Genomic DNA, 15,449 nt, shown 5'->3' on the forward strand with positions numbered 1-15,449 from the left:
ACTTGCGGTGATACGATGTTATTTTTTTTCGTTTGCGGAGAAATGACGTTATTAAGTTTCATTTTATTAATTTGAGGAGCAATTAACTCGCTTCCTTTTTTAATTACATCTGAAATTTTATATTCTTTTTTCGCTTTTATCGGTGGTTGCGGCGGCTGTGGTAATACATTTACCGAGAATTTCGTGTTTTCTTTCTCCGCTGGTTTTTGTTTTTCTATAACAGGTGGTTTTTGAATAACAGACGGTTTTTCAACTGGTTTTTCTATTTGAATTGGCTTTTCTTTTTGCACTTCTTTTTGTGGCTTTACCTGTATTTCCTTTTGCGGTGTCACTTGCATTTCCTTCTGTGGTTTTACCTGTACTTCTTTTTGCGGCTTTACTTGCACTTCTTTTTGTGTTTGTTGCATAGCTGGCTGCTGTGTAATTGGTGCTGATTGATACGTAACCTCTTCCTCATCTTCTATTCCAAGCGGCGTTGGCGTTGCTGCAAATTCTTTTTGTTGCACTTCTTTTACGTATTGTTTTGGAGGTGCTGAGCCTGCTCCAGCCTGCTGTTTTACATGAACGCTGTTTGATGGCACTTTAATTTTCATACCTGGCATAATTAAATCTGGATTACTAAGTTGTGTATTTGTTTTTTTCAACGTATCAAAATCCACTCCGTACTTTTTCGCAATTTTCCAAAGGGTATCCCCTTTTTGCACGATATGAATTTTCAAATTTTCCCCCTCCTGTATAACTTATCTATAAGTAACAAATCTCATGAAGTAACCCTTTCTAAATAACATTAACTTCTTTTCACTTGTATCACTTCTTCGATTTTCAATATCATTAGAAGCGGAATAAGTATAAGATAATCGCAATGATTTCTTCAAAACAATGTATGCCCATTTTGTTCTCGTTATGATTATATGTACGAAAAAAAGCAACGGGAATCCGCTGCTTTACACACGCTCTAACATACGATTTAATGCAAGAACTGCCTCTTCAGTCACTTGTTTATCTACGCTAATAACGTTAATTACTTCTCCTCTTTCTATCATTTCAAGTGCCCATAATAAGTGCGGCAGATCAATTCGGTTCATCGTTAAACACGGACACATAAATGGATTCAGTGAAACAATTTCTTTATCTGGGTGTTGTTGAATAATTCGATTCACTAAATTCATTTCTGTACCAATCGCCCATTTACTTCCAGATGGAGCCGCTTCAATCATATCAATAATATATTTCGTTGAACCTGCATAATCCGAAGCAGCTACAACTTCGTAGCAACATTCTGGATGTACAATAATGTTCATGTCCGGATGATTTTTCCGTACGTTCTCAATGTTTTTCACTGTAAAGTTTTGATGAACAGAACAATGTCCTTTCCATAAAATCACTTGAATTTCTTCTATATCTCCATCGTACTCTAATGAATCTGTATGCGGGTCCCATACTGCCATTTTATCTAACGGGATACCTAAATCGTACGCTGTATTTCTTCCTAAATGTTGGTCCGGTAAAAAGACAAGGCGCTCTTTTTGTGTAAACGCCCAAGATACCATTTGTTTTGCATTAGAGGAAGTTACTGTCGCTCCGCCATTTCGACCGCAAAACGCTTTAATTGCAGCTGTAGAGTTAACATACGTTAACGGAATCATCGTATCTCCAAATAATTTTGTGAGCTCTTTCCAGGCTCTTTCTGTTTGTTCGATATCTGCCATATCTGCCATCGAACAACCCGCACGCATATCTGGCAAAATAACGATTTGATCATCTGTCGTTAACATATCTGCTGTTTCTGCCATAAAGTGTACACCGCAAAATACAATATATTTTGCTTCTTTATTACTCGCTGCAACTTGCGCAAGCTGAAGTGAATCTCCTGCTGCATCAGAAAATTGTACCACTTCATCTTTTTGGTAATGATGGCCTGGAATAAATAGTGTTTTCCCCATTTTTTCTTTAATCTCACGAACACGCTTTTCCATATCTTCTGTTGTCATCGTGTAATAACGCTCTGGTAACATCGTTTCAATCGGTTGCACTTTTTCTAAAATACTCATATCCCTTTCTCCCCCTCTAAGCCACTTTCCTTACGCCTCTATGTTAAAACTAATATCAGATGCTTTCACTGAATGTGTTAACGCTCCAAGTGAAATATAATCTACCCCTGTTTTTCCGTATTTCGATAAATCTTCAATCGTAATGCCTCCTGATGCTTCCGTAATGATAGCACTTGGTACCATCTTGGAAAACTCCCGAATCTCTTCTGGCGTACGGTTATCAAACATAATAATATCTGCACCAGCAGCTACAGCTTCTTTTACTTGCTCTTCTGTTTCTGTTTCCACTTCTACTTTCACCATATGTCCTAACTTTTCTTTCACCGATGTAACAGCTTTCGTAATAGAACCAGCAAAAGCAATATGATTATCTTTGATCATGACACCATCATATAAACCGAAACGGTGATTAAATCCGCCTCCGCACACGACTGCATACTTATCAAACATACGTAGCCCTGGCATCGTTTTTCGCGTATCACAAATACGTGTATGGCTACTATCTAAGGCACGAACAGCCTCGTATGTCATTGTAGCTATCCCGCTCATACGCTGGATAACGTTTAATATAACGCGCTCTGCCGTTAATAACGATGCAATTGGTCCTTGGACAGTTGCAATTATTTCGCCTTTTTCTACAAGATCTCCATCTTTTTTATGAAGCTCAACTTCAATTCTCTCATCAATTAATTTAAACCCTTCTTCAATGACTAAACGTCCCGCAAAGACCCCTGTGTCCTTCGCAAGAAACGTTCCTTTTGAAAGTAAATTGTCTGGAAAAATAAGCTGAGATGTTACATCTCTTTCTCCTATATCTTCTAGAAAAAATCGATTTAATGCTTCTTTAATCTTTATCGTATTCATAAAGCCCCTCTTCCTCTCATTACACAAGTTGTAGTTTTCTTTTCACTCGAACGATTTCTTTTTTTACGCTATTTCTATATGGGTAATCACTTCGATAATGGCCACCAATGCTTTCTTCTCTTTGCAAAGCTGATACGACGATAAGCTCACACACTGTTAACATATTAATAATCGTTATCTCCTCATTTGTAAGAGCATCATGTTGCAATATCATATTTCGAACACCGTACTTACTAAGCCATCTCTTTGCATAAGATAAACTTTGTTCTGTTCGCACAATCCCAACGTATTTCATCATGCATTCTTGTATTTCTTCTTTCGCCGGCAAATGATTCAGAACGATAAACTTCTTTTCCTTCTCAGCAAATTTGTTCAATCTGTCTTTTGTCGCTTTCGTTAAAAGATGCTGTCCTATTCTTTTTCCAAACACAAGACCTTCTAATAACGAATTACTTGCTAATCTATTTGCTCCATGAACACCGTTACAAGCTACTTCACCGACTGCATATAAATTTGGAATGGACGTCTCCCCATCAATGTTTGTTTTCACGCCACCCATATGAAAATGAGCTCCGGGTACGACCGGAATGCGTTTTTTATTTATATCAACACCATTCTTTTTACACAATGCTGCTACAGTTGGAAAACGTTCTTCGAAATTTTGGATAGACTCGATATTCAAATGCACGTTTTCACCCGACAAAAGCTGTTCATGAATCGCTCTTGCCACTACATCACGCGGTGCGAGATCATGATCTAGGTGTATATCCATCATAAAACGCTGCCCTTTTCCATTTATAAGGACAGCTCCTTCACCACGGACAGCTTCAGAAACGAGGCCACAGCATCGCCCGCCCGCATATAACATCGTTGGATGAAATTGTACAAACTCTAAATCTACAAGCTCTCCGCCTGCGCGGTATACCATCGCAAGTCCATCACCCGTAATTGTTTTATCATTAGAAGTAAAGGCGTATAAACCACCAACCCCGCCTGAGGCTAGCACAGTATAATCTGCATTATAACGCTTCAACTTCCCTTCACTATCTCGCGTTAAAACTCCAACGCATTTTTCATTTTCTATAATAAAGTCAAGCACCATTTCCTGTTCCACTACCGTAACGTGCGGTGCTACTTCTTGAATGAAATGCTCTAATAAATTCTTTCCTGTTGCATCGCCGCCTGCATGTAAAATACGACGCTTTCGATGTGCACCTTCTTTTCCAAGATGAGGACCCGTTTCATCTCCATCAAATTTCATTCCATTTTCAATGAGATGATTCGCTTCTTTCGGTCCTTCCTCGACTAAATAACGGACCACATTTTCATTGTTATAATGACACCCTGCTACTAACGTATCTTCAAAATGATCATTTGGATCGTCATATGTAGCAACCGCTGCGGCAATTCCACCTTGCGCTAAATATGTATTATTATTACGGCTCGTTTTCTTTGTGATAATAATCACATTCTTTTCGTGACAAATCTCTTTCGCAACACGAAGTGCCGCAACGCCACTTCCAATAATTAAGACATCTGCACTTGGCATAATTGTTGCCTCCTACTTTACACTTTTCAACTGTCTTGACACCTATATTTACATAGTTTTAAAATAATGACAAGAGTTTTTTTATAATTCTTATTTTCATTACCATTTAAAAAATAAAAGAAATGTAACTCTTACTAGAGAGAGGAACTTACATGATGATATATCTTGACTATGCAGCTACTACACCTATGAGCGTGGAAGCATTACAAACATATATGAAAGCAGCATCGGAATACTTCGGAAATGAGCAAAGTTTACATGATATGGGAGGAACAGCCTCTTCTTTATTACAAGTTTGCAGAAAAACATTCGCTGACATGATTGGTGGAAAAGAACAAGGGGTCTTCTTCACAAGCGGCGGCTCAGAATCTAACTATCTTGCGATTCAATCTCTTCTAAACGCCCGAAATAAGAAGCATATTATTACGACACCTATGGAACATGCATCCATTCGAAGTTATTTTCAATCCTTACAATCACAAGGGTATACAATTACTGAAATTCCTGTTGATACAAATGGGCTAATTCATTTAGATGATTTAGAAACAGCTATTACAGAGAATACTGTTCTAGCAAGTATACAGCACGGAAACTCTGAAATTGGAACCGTTCAAAACATCGCAGAGATTGGGGCACTTTTAAAAAAATATAACGTCTTATTTCATTCAGATTGTGTGCAAACATTTGGTAAACTTCCTATCAATGTTTTTGAGATGGGGATTGATAGTCTTTCTGTTTCAGCACATAAAATATACGGACCGAAGGGTGTTGGCGCTTGCTATATAAATCCGCAAGTTCGCTGGACACCAATATTTCCAGGGACTTCTCATGAAAAAGGGTTTCGTCCAGGTACAGTAAACGTTCCTGGCATCGCATCTTTTTTAACAGCTGCTGAGAATATATTAAAAAATCAACAGGAAGAAAGCTTACGTTTTAAAGAGTTACGATCCTATTTTTTAGAGCGATTACAAGCACTTCCTCTAGAAATTGAAGTAGAAGGTCATTCTACTTCTTGTTTACCACATATTATTGGGGTTACAATGAAAGGAATAGAAGGTCAATATACAATGCTAGAATGTAATCGCCGCGGGATTGCCATTTCTACCGGAAGTGCTTGTCAAGTCGGTAAACAAGAACCTTCGAAAACAATGCTTGCAATTGGAAAAACGTATGAAGAGGCAAAACAATATGTCCGCTTCTCTTTCGGGCAACAAACAACGAAAGATCAAATTGATACTACTATTCATGCACTACACACAATTGGAAATCAATTTTATAGAGGTGTTAAATCATAATGAAACAAAATGACCAAAAAAAGATTTTAGGTGAAGAAAGACGACAGCTTATCCTTCAGTGGCTTCTCGCTGCAAATGAGCCGTTATCTGGGAATGAACTATCGAAGAAGACAAACGTAAGTAGGCAAGTGATCGTGCAAGATATTTCCTTACTTAAAGCAAGAAATGAACCAATTATTGCAACTGCTCAAGGCTATTTATATTTAAAACCACAAGAGAAACAACAAGCTTTCGAGCGTGTAATTGTATGCCAACATAAGCCAGCAGAAGTACGTCAAGAACTTACAATGCTTGTTGACCACGGCATCACGATTAAAGATGTAAAGGTTGAGCATCCTGTATACGGTGACTTAACAGCATCCATCATGGTAAGCAATCGCTTTGATGTAGAGCAGTATTTACAAAAAATCGAAAACACAAATGCTTCCTATCTTTCGCAACTAACGGATGGTATTCACTTACATACAATTGAGGCAGATTCAAAAGAAAAGTTAGATGCAGCTTGCGAGGCACTAGATAAAGCAGGATTTCTCGTTTATTAATGTAAAGCACAGAGTTTTTATCATTCTCTGTGCTTTTTTAATGCTATAATATTGTAATCAATCGTAAAGGAGATCAAATATGGGAATTGAACTCGTTCACTTTAGCATTGGCAAGCCGAAACAAATGAAATATAGCGAAGATAAAGAAATGATTACTGGTATATGTAAAGAACTTACCGAAGAAGCTTTCCTATCAAAAGATGGCTTCCTTGGTGATGATGTAGCAGATTTAAAACACCACGGTGGACCTGATCGCGCAGTTTGTGTGTACTCACACGAACATTACGCACTATGGGAAAAAGAATTCCAAACAACACTTCCAGCTTCCGCATTTGGCGAAAACATTACCGTAACAAATATGTTAGAGCGTGATGTTTGCATCGGAGATACATACAAATTAGGTGAAGCGATTATTCAAGTGACACAAGCGCGCATACCTTGTAGCACGATTTCAAAACGCCTCGGTATTCCTGGCATACTGCCGCGCATTGTAGCAACCGGATTTACTGGCTACCTATGCCGCGTTCTTCAAGAAGGTACTGTACGTAAAGATTCAAAAATTACATTACTAGAACGTCAACCGAGCAATGTTTCTGTTTTGTTCTCTAACGAAATTTATTTTCATAATAGAAAAGATAAAGATGGCATTGAAAAGATTCTTGCTGTTCCAGAACTAGCCGATATTTGGCGTGGTCAGTTAGAAGAGCGTCTTGTGAAGTTAAAATAAAGAATCCCACCAGGTAAAACAGTATTGAGTCTATCATACCAGATGGACTCTTTTTATTTTCTCTTCCTTCACGTCCAAACATATAAAAATATATTTCATATTATATATGGACAACCTTTAATCCTTATATGTGAAGGGAGTGATTAATTATGGCAGATTACTTCTTAAAAAATGAAAAAAAATATTATAAGAAAAATGATCGTCCATGTAATTCTTCAAATTCAGATTCAAATAACTGTTTTATACAGAACTATACTATTTTCGGTACGGGAGATACCCCTCAAGATCTTGATATAACAACTGGAATTCCTCGAACTGTATTTGAAAACTTCACTGAAAATCATAATAAGACACTTATTAAATTTAGTTTCAGTCCTGCTTTTGCAACAACGATTCGATTAACAATTGCAAGATTAAACCATCGCTCTCCACTTATATTTACCTTAACACCAGGAGATATTAAAACATTTTTAGTAGAAGATGTTTTAAGTATTACTTTCTCAGATACTGTAGCTCCATCTACACTTAACCTATTCATACAACAAACGAATTGTATTTGCTGCAGTAATTCGAACAATGATGAATCCTATTATTATAATAGTTGTAATGATGCGTACTAAAAACACGACAAAAGAGTTACCTATTCTTAACAGAAAGCCGTCCTAAAATATCTTTTAGGACGGCTTCTTTATTTTGCTAACTTAATTACATCACTTACTTCAATAGAATCGATAGCTTACTCTGCCTCAAACCGATAAACAGCTTTTCATTTCAAACAAGTTTAACAACAGCTCCCCTTTACAACCAATAAGAAGAATAACTCCCAAGCACAGTAACCGAAAAACCAAGTGCTTCAAGTTCCATCGTTACGCCTGGCAATAATACATCATCATATGCTTTATCGACATCAATCAAGAAAAAGTAATTTCCAAGACCTGTTTTCATCGGACGCGATTCGATTTTTGATAAGTTTAATTTTCTCCATGCAAAAGCTGATAACACTTGATATAGCGCTCCTGCATAATCAGCGGGTAACGTTATCATAAGCGTTGTTTTCTCTCCTCGGTTTTCTCCGTTATTTGAGAGTATTGCTTTCTTTTTCTTATGGAGCACGAGGAAGCGTGTATGATTATTTTTATGCGTATGAATGCTACGTCTTACAATTGTTAATTCATATTTTTCTGCAGCTGCTTCATTTGCAATGGCAGCAATTTTTTCTTCAGGATGTTCTTTCACATATTGCGCAGCTGCACTTGTTGATGTCATATCTCGGACAGTTACCCCTTTTAACTCTTCATTTAAAAATTTATGACACTGTGCAATGGCATGCGGATGAGAATGCACTGCATATACTTCTTCCCACACTTCTGCATACTGCGGATGTACAAGTAAGTGCTGCTGAATGGGTACTGTAATTTCTCCTACAATGGAAAGCGGCTGCTCATGTACGAGGTAATCAACTGTTATATTCACTGAGCCTTCTATGGCATTTTCTAGTGGTACCACTGCATAATCTACATTTCCATTTGCAGCTGCATCCATACAATCCGGAATCGTTCGATACGGCACATGCTCTGCTTCCGGAAAAAAACGACTCACCGCCATATTTGTAAATGTTGCTTCTGGTCCTAAATATCCTACTCGAATCATCGTCTTTTCCCCTCTTTTTCGTTTTCTTACTGTTATACCATACTTTTTTATATTCTTCTATGTAAATTTCGAATATTAAAAAAAGACTAACTTTCGCTAGTCTAAATGTTTCTTATATTCTCTTTGAGCGAAGAAGAAATAAATGATACATGCTGCGATATAATACAGAATAAACAAGCCTACTTTTCTTAATGAACCATCCATAAAAAGCGTATTATGAAACGTATATAATGCAACTGCACTATGCATACTTCCTACTATAATTGGCGTAAAAAATAGCATACACAATTGCCAGCGAGAAATCTTCCATACTTCTTCCTTCGTCATTCCAAGTTTAGAGAGTGCACCATACTGCTTTCGGTCCGATGCAATATTATGGAACCATTTAAAATACACGATACTACATGAAGTAAGAAAGAACAATATACTAATAAATGAGCCTACAAATAGAGTAATATCGCCGCCTTCTTTCATATTTACATATAACTCCATATTGCTTCGAAATGCATTATTATCTTGTTTCATATGTTTCCGTAAATCTTCATTTAATCTCTTCGTCTTTTCGATATTTTGTAATGTGTAGCCTCTATATATCATTTTTTCAGAATCAGGAACCTGATTTGCTATACTATCAAAATCTTCATCATTCATAACGAAGAACAGACCATTAATGTACGAAGGATGATAGTTAAATTGAACCCCTTCTTTCTGGCCGTTAAATACGAATTGATATGGTTGATTCATTACTTGCAATTGAATCTCTTTTTGATTATATACATTCGAATTATTGTATTTATTATAATAAACGAGTGTCACTGTACCTTTTTTAGGACGATACGTTTTCTGTTTTTGTTTCCTCGCTTCTTGGTTATATTCACTTTCTTTTATAAGCGGTACTCTTGTTGTTTCTCCTTTATTAGATTGAAAGGATGCATACACTCCAACAAAACTTATATATTGAAAATCATCATACCCATATTGATGCAGTAATTTTTCAACCGCACCTTCCTCAAAGACTTCATGAGTAGAAATACCTTTTTCTATGTACGAAAACGAGTGTACCCCTCCAGTTCGCCACATATCTTGCATGCTAGAAAAATATAAAAACACCGTACCTGTTGCCGTAACTACAAACGTCGTTGCCATAGAAAGCATAAAGAAAAAGCGACCATTTTCCTTCATTCGATGTGATAATTGATTCACTATAAATAAATACGGATATGTATACATAATCTTTTTATTTCGTTTTATTATTTCTAATATTTGAGCAGTGCCGTGCGTAAAAGAAAAATACGTTCCGAAAGAGACAAGTATAGACACAGGGAAAAAATAGAACGCTATCGTTCGTATCGTCGCTTGTAACGCTAACGCATATCCTATACCTAAACAAATAAAGCCGAATATACAAAGCCACATTGATGTTTTCTTCTCTTTTTTATCTGCTCGAAATTCTTTTAATAACCGAATGATTTTTATATTCCATATACGTAAAGCACTTATAAATGATAAGACAAAAAATACGACCATATAAGCAATAAACGTTCCCCCGATTGCTCTCACGTCAAATATGACAGGCAGTTCTTTCGGAAGCCCCAGTAACATACTAAACACCATGAAGAAGAGCTTTAAAAAGACCATACCAAGCCCAATACCGAAAATATTAGCAAATACCCCGATTAATATTTGCTCGGTCATAATTACTCCTATTACGTTAGATTTCGTTACTCCCATTAACATGTATAATCCTAGTTCTTTCTTACGTGCCTCTATGAAAATAGAAGTAGAGTACAAAATAAATATGACGAAAAAAGAAATGATTATAATATTACATATAATAAGTCCCCAGCGTACGTTTTGATACCACATCGTCTCTTGCATATACGGATGTACAATGACAGACATGTATGCAAAAGACGCGAATATTGCAAAGCAACTACTTAAGAAAAACACTTTATAATTACGCCAATTTCCTTTTATATTTTGCAGCGCTAGTTGCCGAATGTTCATCTATCGTCCCCCTATAACTTACTACATAGGCAAAAAGCTAGAGATTTCTCTAGCTTTGCACATGTTTCAAATATCCTCTTTGCGCGATTATAAAGTAAATCGCAGAAGCTACAACGTATGCCCCAATTACAATCGCACCTGATTTCCATAAATCGAGATAAAGCATTTTTCCTAACGTATGAAGAGCAAATCCACTATGAATGGCACCAATTAAAATTGGGATAAAGAAGATAACGCCCATTTGTCGAATTGCAATTTTACGAATTTCTTTATCTGTCATACCGATTCTCTTTAGCGATTTAAATTGAATACGATCTTGTTCTTTATCGTTAAACCATTTAAAGTATGTCATACTACAAGCGAAGAAGAAGAATAGTACAGCTACAAAGAAACCGATAAACATTGTAATTGCTCCTGATTCCCTTATATTTTTATAAGCGAACACCGAGTTATTTAATTCCGCTTGCTTATCCGGTGCAATTTCCTTTTTCAAATCTAATACAAGATCTTCCGTACTTTTCCAGTCTTCTATATAATAACCGTAATATTTCGTCTTTTCTTCATCCGGTACAAGCTTTGCGTATTTCTCAAAATCTTGATCATTTACAATGAGATATTCACTATCATTAAAAACAGAAAATGAAGTTGGGTCATTTAATTGAACAGATTGCTTTTGTCCGTTAATTTTAATTTCATGCGGTTTCGAACGATCTATCTTCATCATATCGTTCGCCATATCCGTTATGACCATCGTTGCACTACCTGGGGCATTATGAACTTCTCTAACTTGCTCTCTCTTTTGTTTACGTACTTCAGCGTTATATTCTTTTTCTGAAACAATCGCCATTGGCATCTCATGTTCACTGTTAAACATCTTGATTTTTTGAGTTCCAGGAAGTTTTACGTACGTTACTTCTCGCGCTTCTTCAAATCCGTGTTTTTTTATTAATTCTTTTGCTTTTCCTTCTTTGATGACATTATGCGTATGAATGCCTTTTTCCTCATACGAAATAGCATGCGGGGTACTAGTTGCTGCCTTATAACTCATATCCTCAAAAAATACGTACAGTGTACCAACTGCTGACGATACAACGGCCGTAATGATAGAAATTACAAATAAAAAACGAGCATTATCTTTCATTTTATAAATAAGATTGCTAAGTACGAACATATTTGGATATGTATAAAAAGATTTTTTTCGTTTTTGTAACGCCTTTAATACGACTGTACTACCTTGTGTAAATAGCAAATAAGTTCCGCCTATCGTCAGCCCTACAATCGGTAAAAACAAAATGATAAAATTCATAAATGTTACTTGGAAGCTAAGTACATATGCAACAATAATACATCCTATACCAACTACACATAACCATGTAAATGCAAAAGGTTCTACTTTTTGTTTTCTTGCTTCTCTTAATAAATCAATAATTTGCAAGCGTCCTACTGTCCAAACGCTAAACAATGATAAGATTAAAAATAGAATAAAGTATACACCTGCTGTAATCAAAACTGCTTTACTATTCCATACGAGTGGAAGTGTTTTATCTATTTTCAATATTACACTTAATGCTTGGAAAAATAATTTTGAACAAAGCATGCCAAGCCCAATACCTACTACAATTGCAATACTACCTAACATAAGTTGCTCTAATATAATCATTCGGCCAAGTTGAGATTTTGTTCCACCTATTAGTGTTAATAGACCAAACTCTTTTTTCCTTGCTCGTAAAAATGTTGAATTTGCATATAAAATAAAGAGTGCTGAGAAGATGACTACAATATAATTCATCGATTCTAACCCTTTTGAAATCATTTCCCTCATACTAATATTACCGCTTACGACATCTGGATGATAAATAAAGGAAGCATACATAAAAAATACGACAATCGATAAACAACTGCTAATAAGAAACGCTTTATAGTTACGCCAATTTCCTTTTACGTTATTAAGCGCGAGCTGGCGAAAGTTCATGATATTCTCCTCCTAGCATCGCAAGTACGTCCAGAATTTCTTGGAAAAAGGCTTGCTTTGTTCTTCCTTTATGTATTTCCGAGAAAATTTCTCCGTCGCGAATGAATAGAATACGTTCGCAATAACTCGCCGCTACTGGATCATGCGTTACCATTGCAATTGTCACTTTCTTTTGTTCATGTAAATCTTGCAACGCGCTCATTAATGATTTTGCTGACTTAGAATCTAAGTTTCCAGTAGGCTCATCCGCTAAAATTAAAGTTGGTTCATGAATGATCGCTCTCGCAGCTGCTGCACGTTGTTGTTGCCCGCCTGATACTTCATATACTTTTTTATTTAAAATTTCTTCGATATTTAAAAACTTTGCAATCTCAAGCACTTTTGCATCAATCTCATTTACAGATTTCTTCGCCATAACAAGCGGCAAAATAATATTTTCTTTAATCGATAACGTATCAAGTAAGTTAAAATCTTGGAAGATGAATCCTAAATGTGTACGGCGAAACTCTGCTAGTTTTGCAGCACGCATTTGATTAATTTCTTCGCCATTTACAAGCACATGACCTGAAGTTTGCTTATCAATTGTTGCTAATAAATTTAAAAGCGTTGTTTTCCCGCTTCCTGAAGGACCCATAATCCCTACAAATTCGCCTTCTTCTATTTTAAAATTTATATCGTTTAAAGCAGTCGTCGCTACTGAACCTTTTGATTGATACACCTTCGTTAATCCTTTTACTTCAAGAACACTCATTTCTAATCCCCCTATGTGTTTTCTTCTTACATTTACTATAAGAAAAATAAGAACAAGAAACGAGCGATTTCCCTTACAAAACGTTTTGTTATCTTACAGTTTTGTCATTTTTCTCATTAATGTATGATATTCTTCATCTTTTGCAAATTGGAACGTGAATGTTGTCCCTTCTCCTTCAGCCGATTGTACATAAATACCGTGATGTAAATTATCGCAAATTTCCTTCGTAATATATAAGCCCATTCCGGTTGCTTCTCTCGTTTTACGTCCATTTATTCCCGTAAAAAATGGATCAAATATGCGCTTTACGTCTTGCTCTGGAATACCAATTCCATTGTCCTTAATATGTAATAACACCTTTTGATTTTTCTCTTCAATTTGAAATTGAATTTCTTTTTTCTCTGCCGCTGAAATTTTTGTATACTTGATTGCGTTTACAACAATTTGACCTATAGCAATACTTAGCCATTTTCTATCAGATGCAACCATACAAGTATCTTCTTCAAACATCACTTTCGGAAATACAGACGATTGAATAAAAGATTTTCGATTTTCATTAATAATACCTCGAATGATATCTATCACATTTACTACTTCTACCTTATAATCTTTCGCAAACTGCTCTAGTCTTGCCATATGTAACGCTAAATCTAAACCATTTAGTATACGGTTATTTTCTTCACGAATACTTTCAACTGTTGCTCTTGCCTCACGATGCTCTTTGCCAAACTTCTGCAACAATAATTCAATAACAGATACTGGTGTTTTCATTTGGTGAATCCATTGGTTCATAAATATCATTTGTTGTTGTTCTTTCTTATGCTGTTTATGAACTTCATTCATATATTGCTGTCTTAATAGCGTAAACGATTCAACGACCATTTCTTGCTCTGATGTATAAGATTCATCAATAAGTAAAGAGTCATGTAATGTATTTCCACCAGTAACATAATTTTCGATCCTCTTTAAAAACACAGTTCGTTTTCGGTAATCGTAAATGAGGTATACAGTAAATACGACTGTCCCTAATAAGAGTCCATATAACCACGTACTCCAGTCAATTGATCTTTTGTCCAAAAGATTTTGCAACTGTAAAACGAGCCCAAATAAACAGAGGCTAACAATATAAGAAAGAATTAAAGAAAAGCGGTCCATGAGGTAATTTTTAACCTTCATGCCCTTCGCCCCACTCTGTAAGAAGTGCATAACCATATCCACGTTTCGTTACAATTGCATTTTTAATGCCTAGCTCCTCTAGTTTCTTCCTTACACGTTTTACATTTACGGTTAATGTATTATCATCGACAAAAGCTACCTCATCCCAGAGGGCTTCTAACAGTTCTTCGCGCGTTACATATTGATTTGCTTGTTTCATTAAACATTCTAATAAGTAAAATTCATTTTTTGTCAGTTCTGTTTGTTGCCCTTGCCACTCAACAACATGTTGGGACGGAAATAACAACAGTCCATTTACACCTAAGCAATCACTTTCTGCCGCAGAAGCATATTCACCATACCCACGCCGAAGTGCACTTTTCACCTTAGCCATTACAATATCTAAATGGAATGGCTTCGTAATGTAATCATCTCCACCATTTTCAATTGCCATTACTTGATCCATTTCTCCTGTTCTTGCAGAAACAAAAATAATTGGTGCATTCGATACAGTGCGGATTTGACGACACCAATAGAAACCATCAAAATACGGTAAATTAATATCAAGTAACACAAGATGTGGATTTACTTTTACAAATTCATCTTTTATATGTCGTAAATCACTCGCTCGAAATGACTGATAGCCATATCTTTCTAAATGCTCTTCTAATATTCCCGCGATTTTTTCATCGTCTTCTACAATTAATATTTTATACATATTCGTTTTCTCCCCATAAAAAATTCTTCCAAAACCACTCCTCTTTTTATTATAAATTGAAAATTTAATTAGTGGGGATTTTTTCCTGCATAAATCAGACTTTTACGATATAAAGTGAAACTTTAATCAGCCCCCACCTAACTTCTTTGCTTTCGCTGCATTTTGAGG

General features: G+C 36.0%; 13 protein-coding genes and 1 pseudogene. 4 read left to right on the plus strand and 10 right to left on the minus strand.

Annotated features, from left to right (window positions below):
- The 4 genes and pseudogenes from exsA to nadB all read right to left on the minus strand — a co-directional run.
- Positions 1-719, minus strand: a pseudogene (exsA, locus tag COL05_RS28385) (spore coat assembly protein ExsA); the annotation flags it as partial.
- Positions 720-944: 225 nt separating this feature from the next.
- The gene (nadA, locus tag COL05_RS28390) at positions 945-2,051 is read right to left on the minus strand and encodes a quinolinate synthase NadA (protein WP_098671016.1); all 1,107 of its coding nucleotides are present in this window, start codon (positions 2,049-2,051) and stop codon (positions 945-947) included.
- Positions 2,052-2,081: 30 nt separating this feature from the next.
- Positions 2,082-2,915, minus strand: a complete 834-nt coding sequence (nadC, locus tag COL05_RS28395; protein ID WP_098671017.1) for a carboxylating nicotinate-nucleotide diphosphorylase — start codon at positions 2,913-2,915, stop codon at positions 2,082-2,084.
- A 19-nt stretch (positions 2,916-2,934) separates the two neighbouring features.
- The gene (gene nadB, locus COL05_RS28400; protein ID WP_098671018.1) at positions 2,935-4,464 is read right to left on the minus strand and encodes an L-aspartate oxidase; all 1,530 of its coding nucleotides are present in this window, start codon (positions 4,462-4,464) and stop codon (positions 2,935-2,937) included.
- A 152-nt stretch (positions 4,465-4,616) separates the two neighbouring features.
- Between nadB and COL05_RS28405 the strand changes: the two genes are divergently transcribed.
- The 4 genes from COL05_RS28405 to COL05_RS28420 all read left to right on the plus strand — a co-directional run bounded on the left by COL05_RS28405 (position 4,617) and on the right by COL05_RS28420 (position 7,648).
- On the plus strand, positions 4,617-5,759 hold the full coding sequence (locus COL05_RS28405; RefSeq protein ID WP_098671019.1) for an IscS subfamily cysteine desulfurase: 1,143 nt from the start codon (positions 4,617-4,619) through the stop codon (positions 5,757-5,759).
- Positions 5,759-6,301, plus strand: coding sequence for a transcription repressor NadR (locus tag COL05_RS28410; RefSeq protein WP_078417860.1), 543 nt, complete (start codon positions 5,759-5,761; stop codon positions 6,299-6,301). The genes COL05_RS28405 and COL05_RS28410 overlap by 1 nt, the downstream gene beginning before the upstream one ends.
- Positions 6,302-6,380: 79 nt before the next feature.
- Positions 6,381-7,028, plus strand: a complete 648-nt coding sequence (locus COL05_RS28415) for an MOSC domain-containing protein (RefSeq protein WP_098671020.1) — start codon at positions 6,381-6,383, stop codon at positions 7,026-7,028.
- 149 nt (positions 7,029-7,177) lie between these two features.
- Positions 7,178-7,648: a hypothetical protein gene (locus tag COL05_RS28420; RefSeq protein WP_098671021.1), complete on the plus strand. Its 471-nt coding sequence runs from the start codon at positions 7,178-7,180 to the stop codon at positions 7,646-7,648.
- Between the two features lie 178 nt (positions 7,649-7,826).
- On the opposite strand, the gene pheA is transcribed toward COL05_RS28420, so the two are convergent.
- The 6 genes from pheA to COL05_RS28450 all read right to left on the minus strand — a co-directional run bounded on the left by pheA (position 7,827) and on the right by COL05_RS28450 (position 15,281).
- Positions 7,827-8,678 (minus strand): prephenate dehydratase, encoded by an 852-nt coding sequence (gene pheA, locus COL05_RS28425; RefSeq protein WP_098671022.1) that lies wholly within the window; start codon positions 8,676-8,678, stop codon positions 7,827-7,829.
- A 96-nt stretch (positions 8,679-8,774) separates the two neighbouring features.
- Positions 8,775-10,685 (minus strand): ABC transporter permease, encoded by a 1,911-nt coding sequence (locus COL05_RS28430; RefSeq protein WP_098671023.1) that lies wholly within the window; start codon positions 10,683-10,685, stop codon positions 8,775-8,777.
- Between the two features lie 49 nt (positions 10,686-10,734).
- Entirely contained in the window at positions 10,735-12,657 is a 1,923-nt protein-coding gene (locus COL05_RS28435) for an ABC transporter permease (RefSeq protein ID WP_098671024.1), read from the minus strand.
- The gene (locus tag COL05_RS28440; protein WP_000114530.1) at positions 12,632-13,408 is read right to left on the minus strand and encodes an ABC transporter ATP-binding protein; all 777 of its coding nucleotides are present in this window, start codon (positions 13,406-13,408) and stop codon (positions 12,632-12,634) included. The genes COL05_RS28435 and COL05_RS28440 overlap by 26 nt, the downstream gene beginning before the upstream one ends.
- A gap of 93 nt (positions 13,409-13,501) precedes the next feature.
- Positions 13,502-14,584, minus strand: a complete 1,083-nt coding sequence (locus COL05_RS28445) for a HAMP domain-containing histidine kinase (protein ID WP_098671025.1) — start codon at positions 14,582-14,584, stop codon at positions 13,502-13,504.
- Positions 14,574-15,281, minus strand: coding sequence for a response regulator transcription factor (locus COL05_RS28450; protein ID WP_000276717.1), 708 nt, complete (start codon positions 15,279-15,281; stop codon positions 14,574-14,576). Before COL05_RS28450 ends, COL05_RS28445 begins: the two co-directional genes overlap by 11 nt.
- Positions 15,282-15,449: the final 168 nt, after the last annotated feature.

Origin of the sequence: Bacillus sp. AFS059628 (genome assembly GCF_002571225.1) — a bacterium.
In the GTDB taxonomy this organism is placed as follows: domain Bacteria; phylum Bacillota; class Bacilli; order Bacillales; family Bacillaceae_G; genus Bacillus_A.

Coding starts and splice junctions, on each gene's coding strand:
- COL05_RS28410 (WP_078417860.1), top strand. CDS start 5,759: ATGAAACAAAATGACCAAAAAAAGATTTTAGGTGAAGAAAGACGACAG.
- nadB (WP_098671018.1), bottom strand. CDS start 4,464: ATGCCAAGTGCAGATGTCTTAATTATTGGAAGTGGCGTTGCGGCACTT.
- COL05_RS28405 (WP_098671019.1), top strand. CDS start 4,617: ATGATGATATATCTTGACTATGCAGCTACTACACCTATGAGCGTGGAA.
- nadA (WP_098671016.1), bottom strand. CDS start 2,051: ATGAGTATTTTAGAAAAAGTGCAACCGATTGAAACGATGTTACCAGAG.
- COL05_RS28440 (WP_000114530.1), bottom strand. CDS start 13,408: ATGAGTGTTCTTGAAGTAAAAGGATTAACGAAGGTGTATCAATCAAAA.
- COL05_RS28435 (WP_098671024.1), bottom strand. CDS start 12,657: ATGAACTTTCGCCAGCTCGCGCTTAATAACGTAAAAGGAAATTGGCGT.
- pheA (WP_098671022.1), bottom strand. CDS start 8,678: ATGATTCGAGTAGGATATTTAGGACCAGAAGCAACATTTACAAATATG.
- COL05_RS28430 (WP_098671023.1), bottom strand. CDS start 10,685: ATGAACATTCGGCAACTAGCGCTGCAAAATATAAAAGGAAATTGGCGT.
- COL05_RS28420 (WP_098671021.1), top strand. CDS start 7,178: ATGGCAGATTACTTCTTAAAAAATGAAAAAAAATATTATAAGAAAAAT.
- COL05_RS28450 (WP_000276717.1), bottom strand. CDS start 15,281: ATGTATAAAATATTAATTGTAGAAGACGATGAAAAAATCGCGGGAATA.
- COL05_RS28445 (WP_098671025.1), bottom strand. CDS start 14,584: ATGAAGGTTAAAAATTACCTCATGGACCGCTTTTCTTTAATTCTTTCT.
- nadC (WP_098671017.1), bottom strand. CDS start 2,915: ATGAATACGATAAAGATTAAAGAAGCATTAAATCGATTTTTTCTAGAA.
- COL05_RS28415 (WP_098671020.1), top strand. CDS start 6,381: ATGGGAATTGAACTCGTTCACTTTAGCATTGGCAAGCCGAAACAAATG.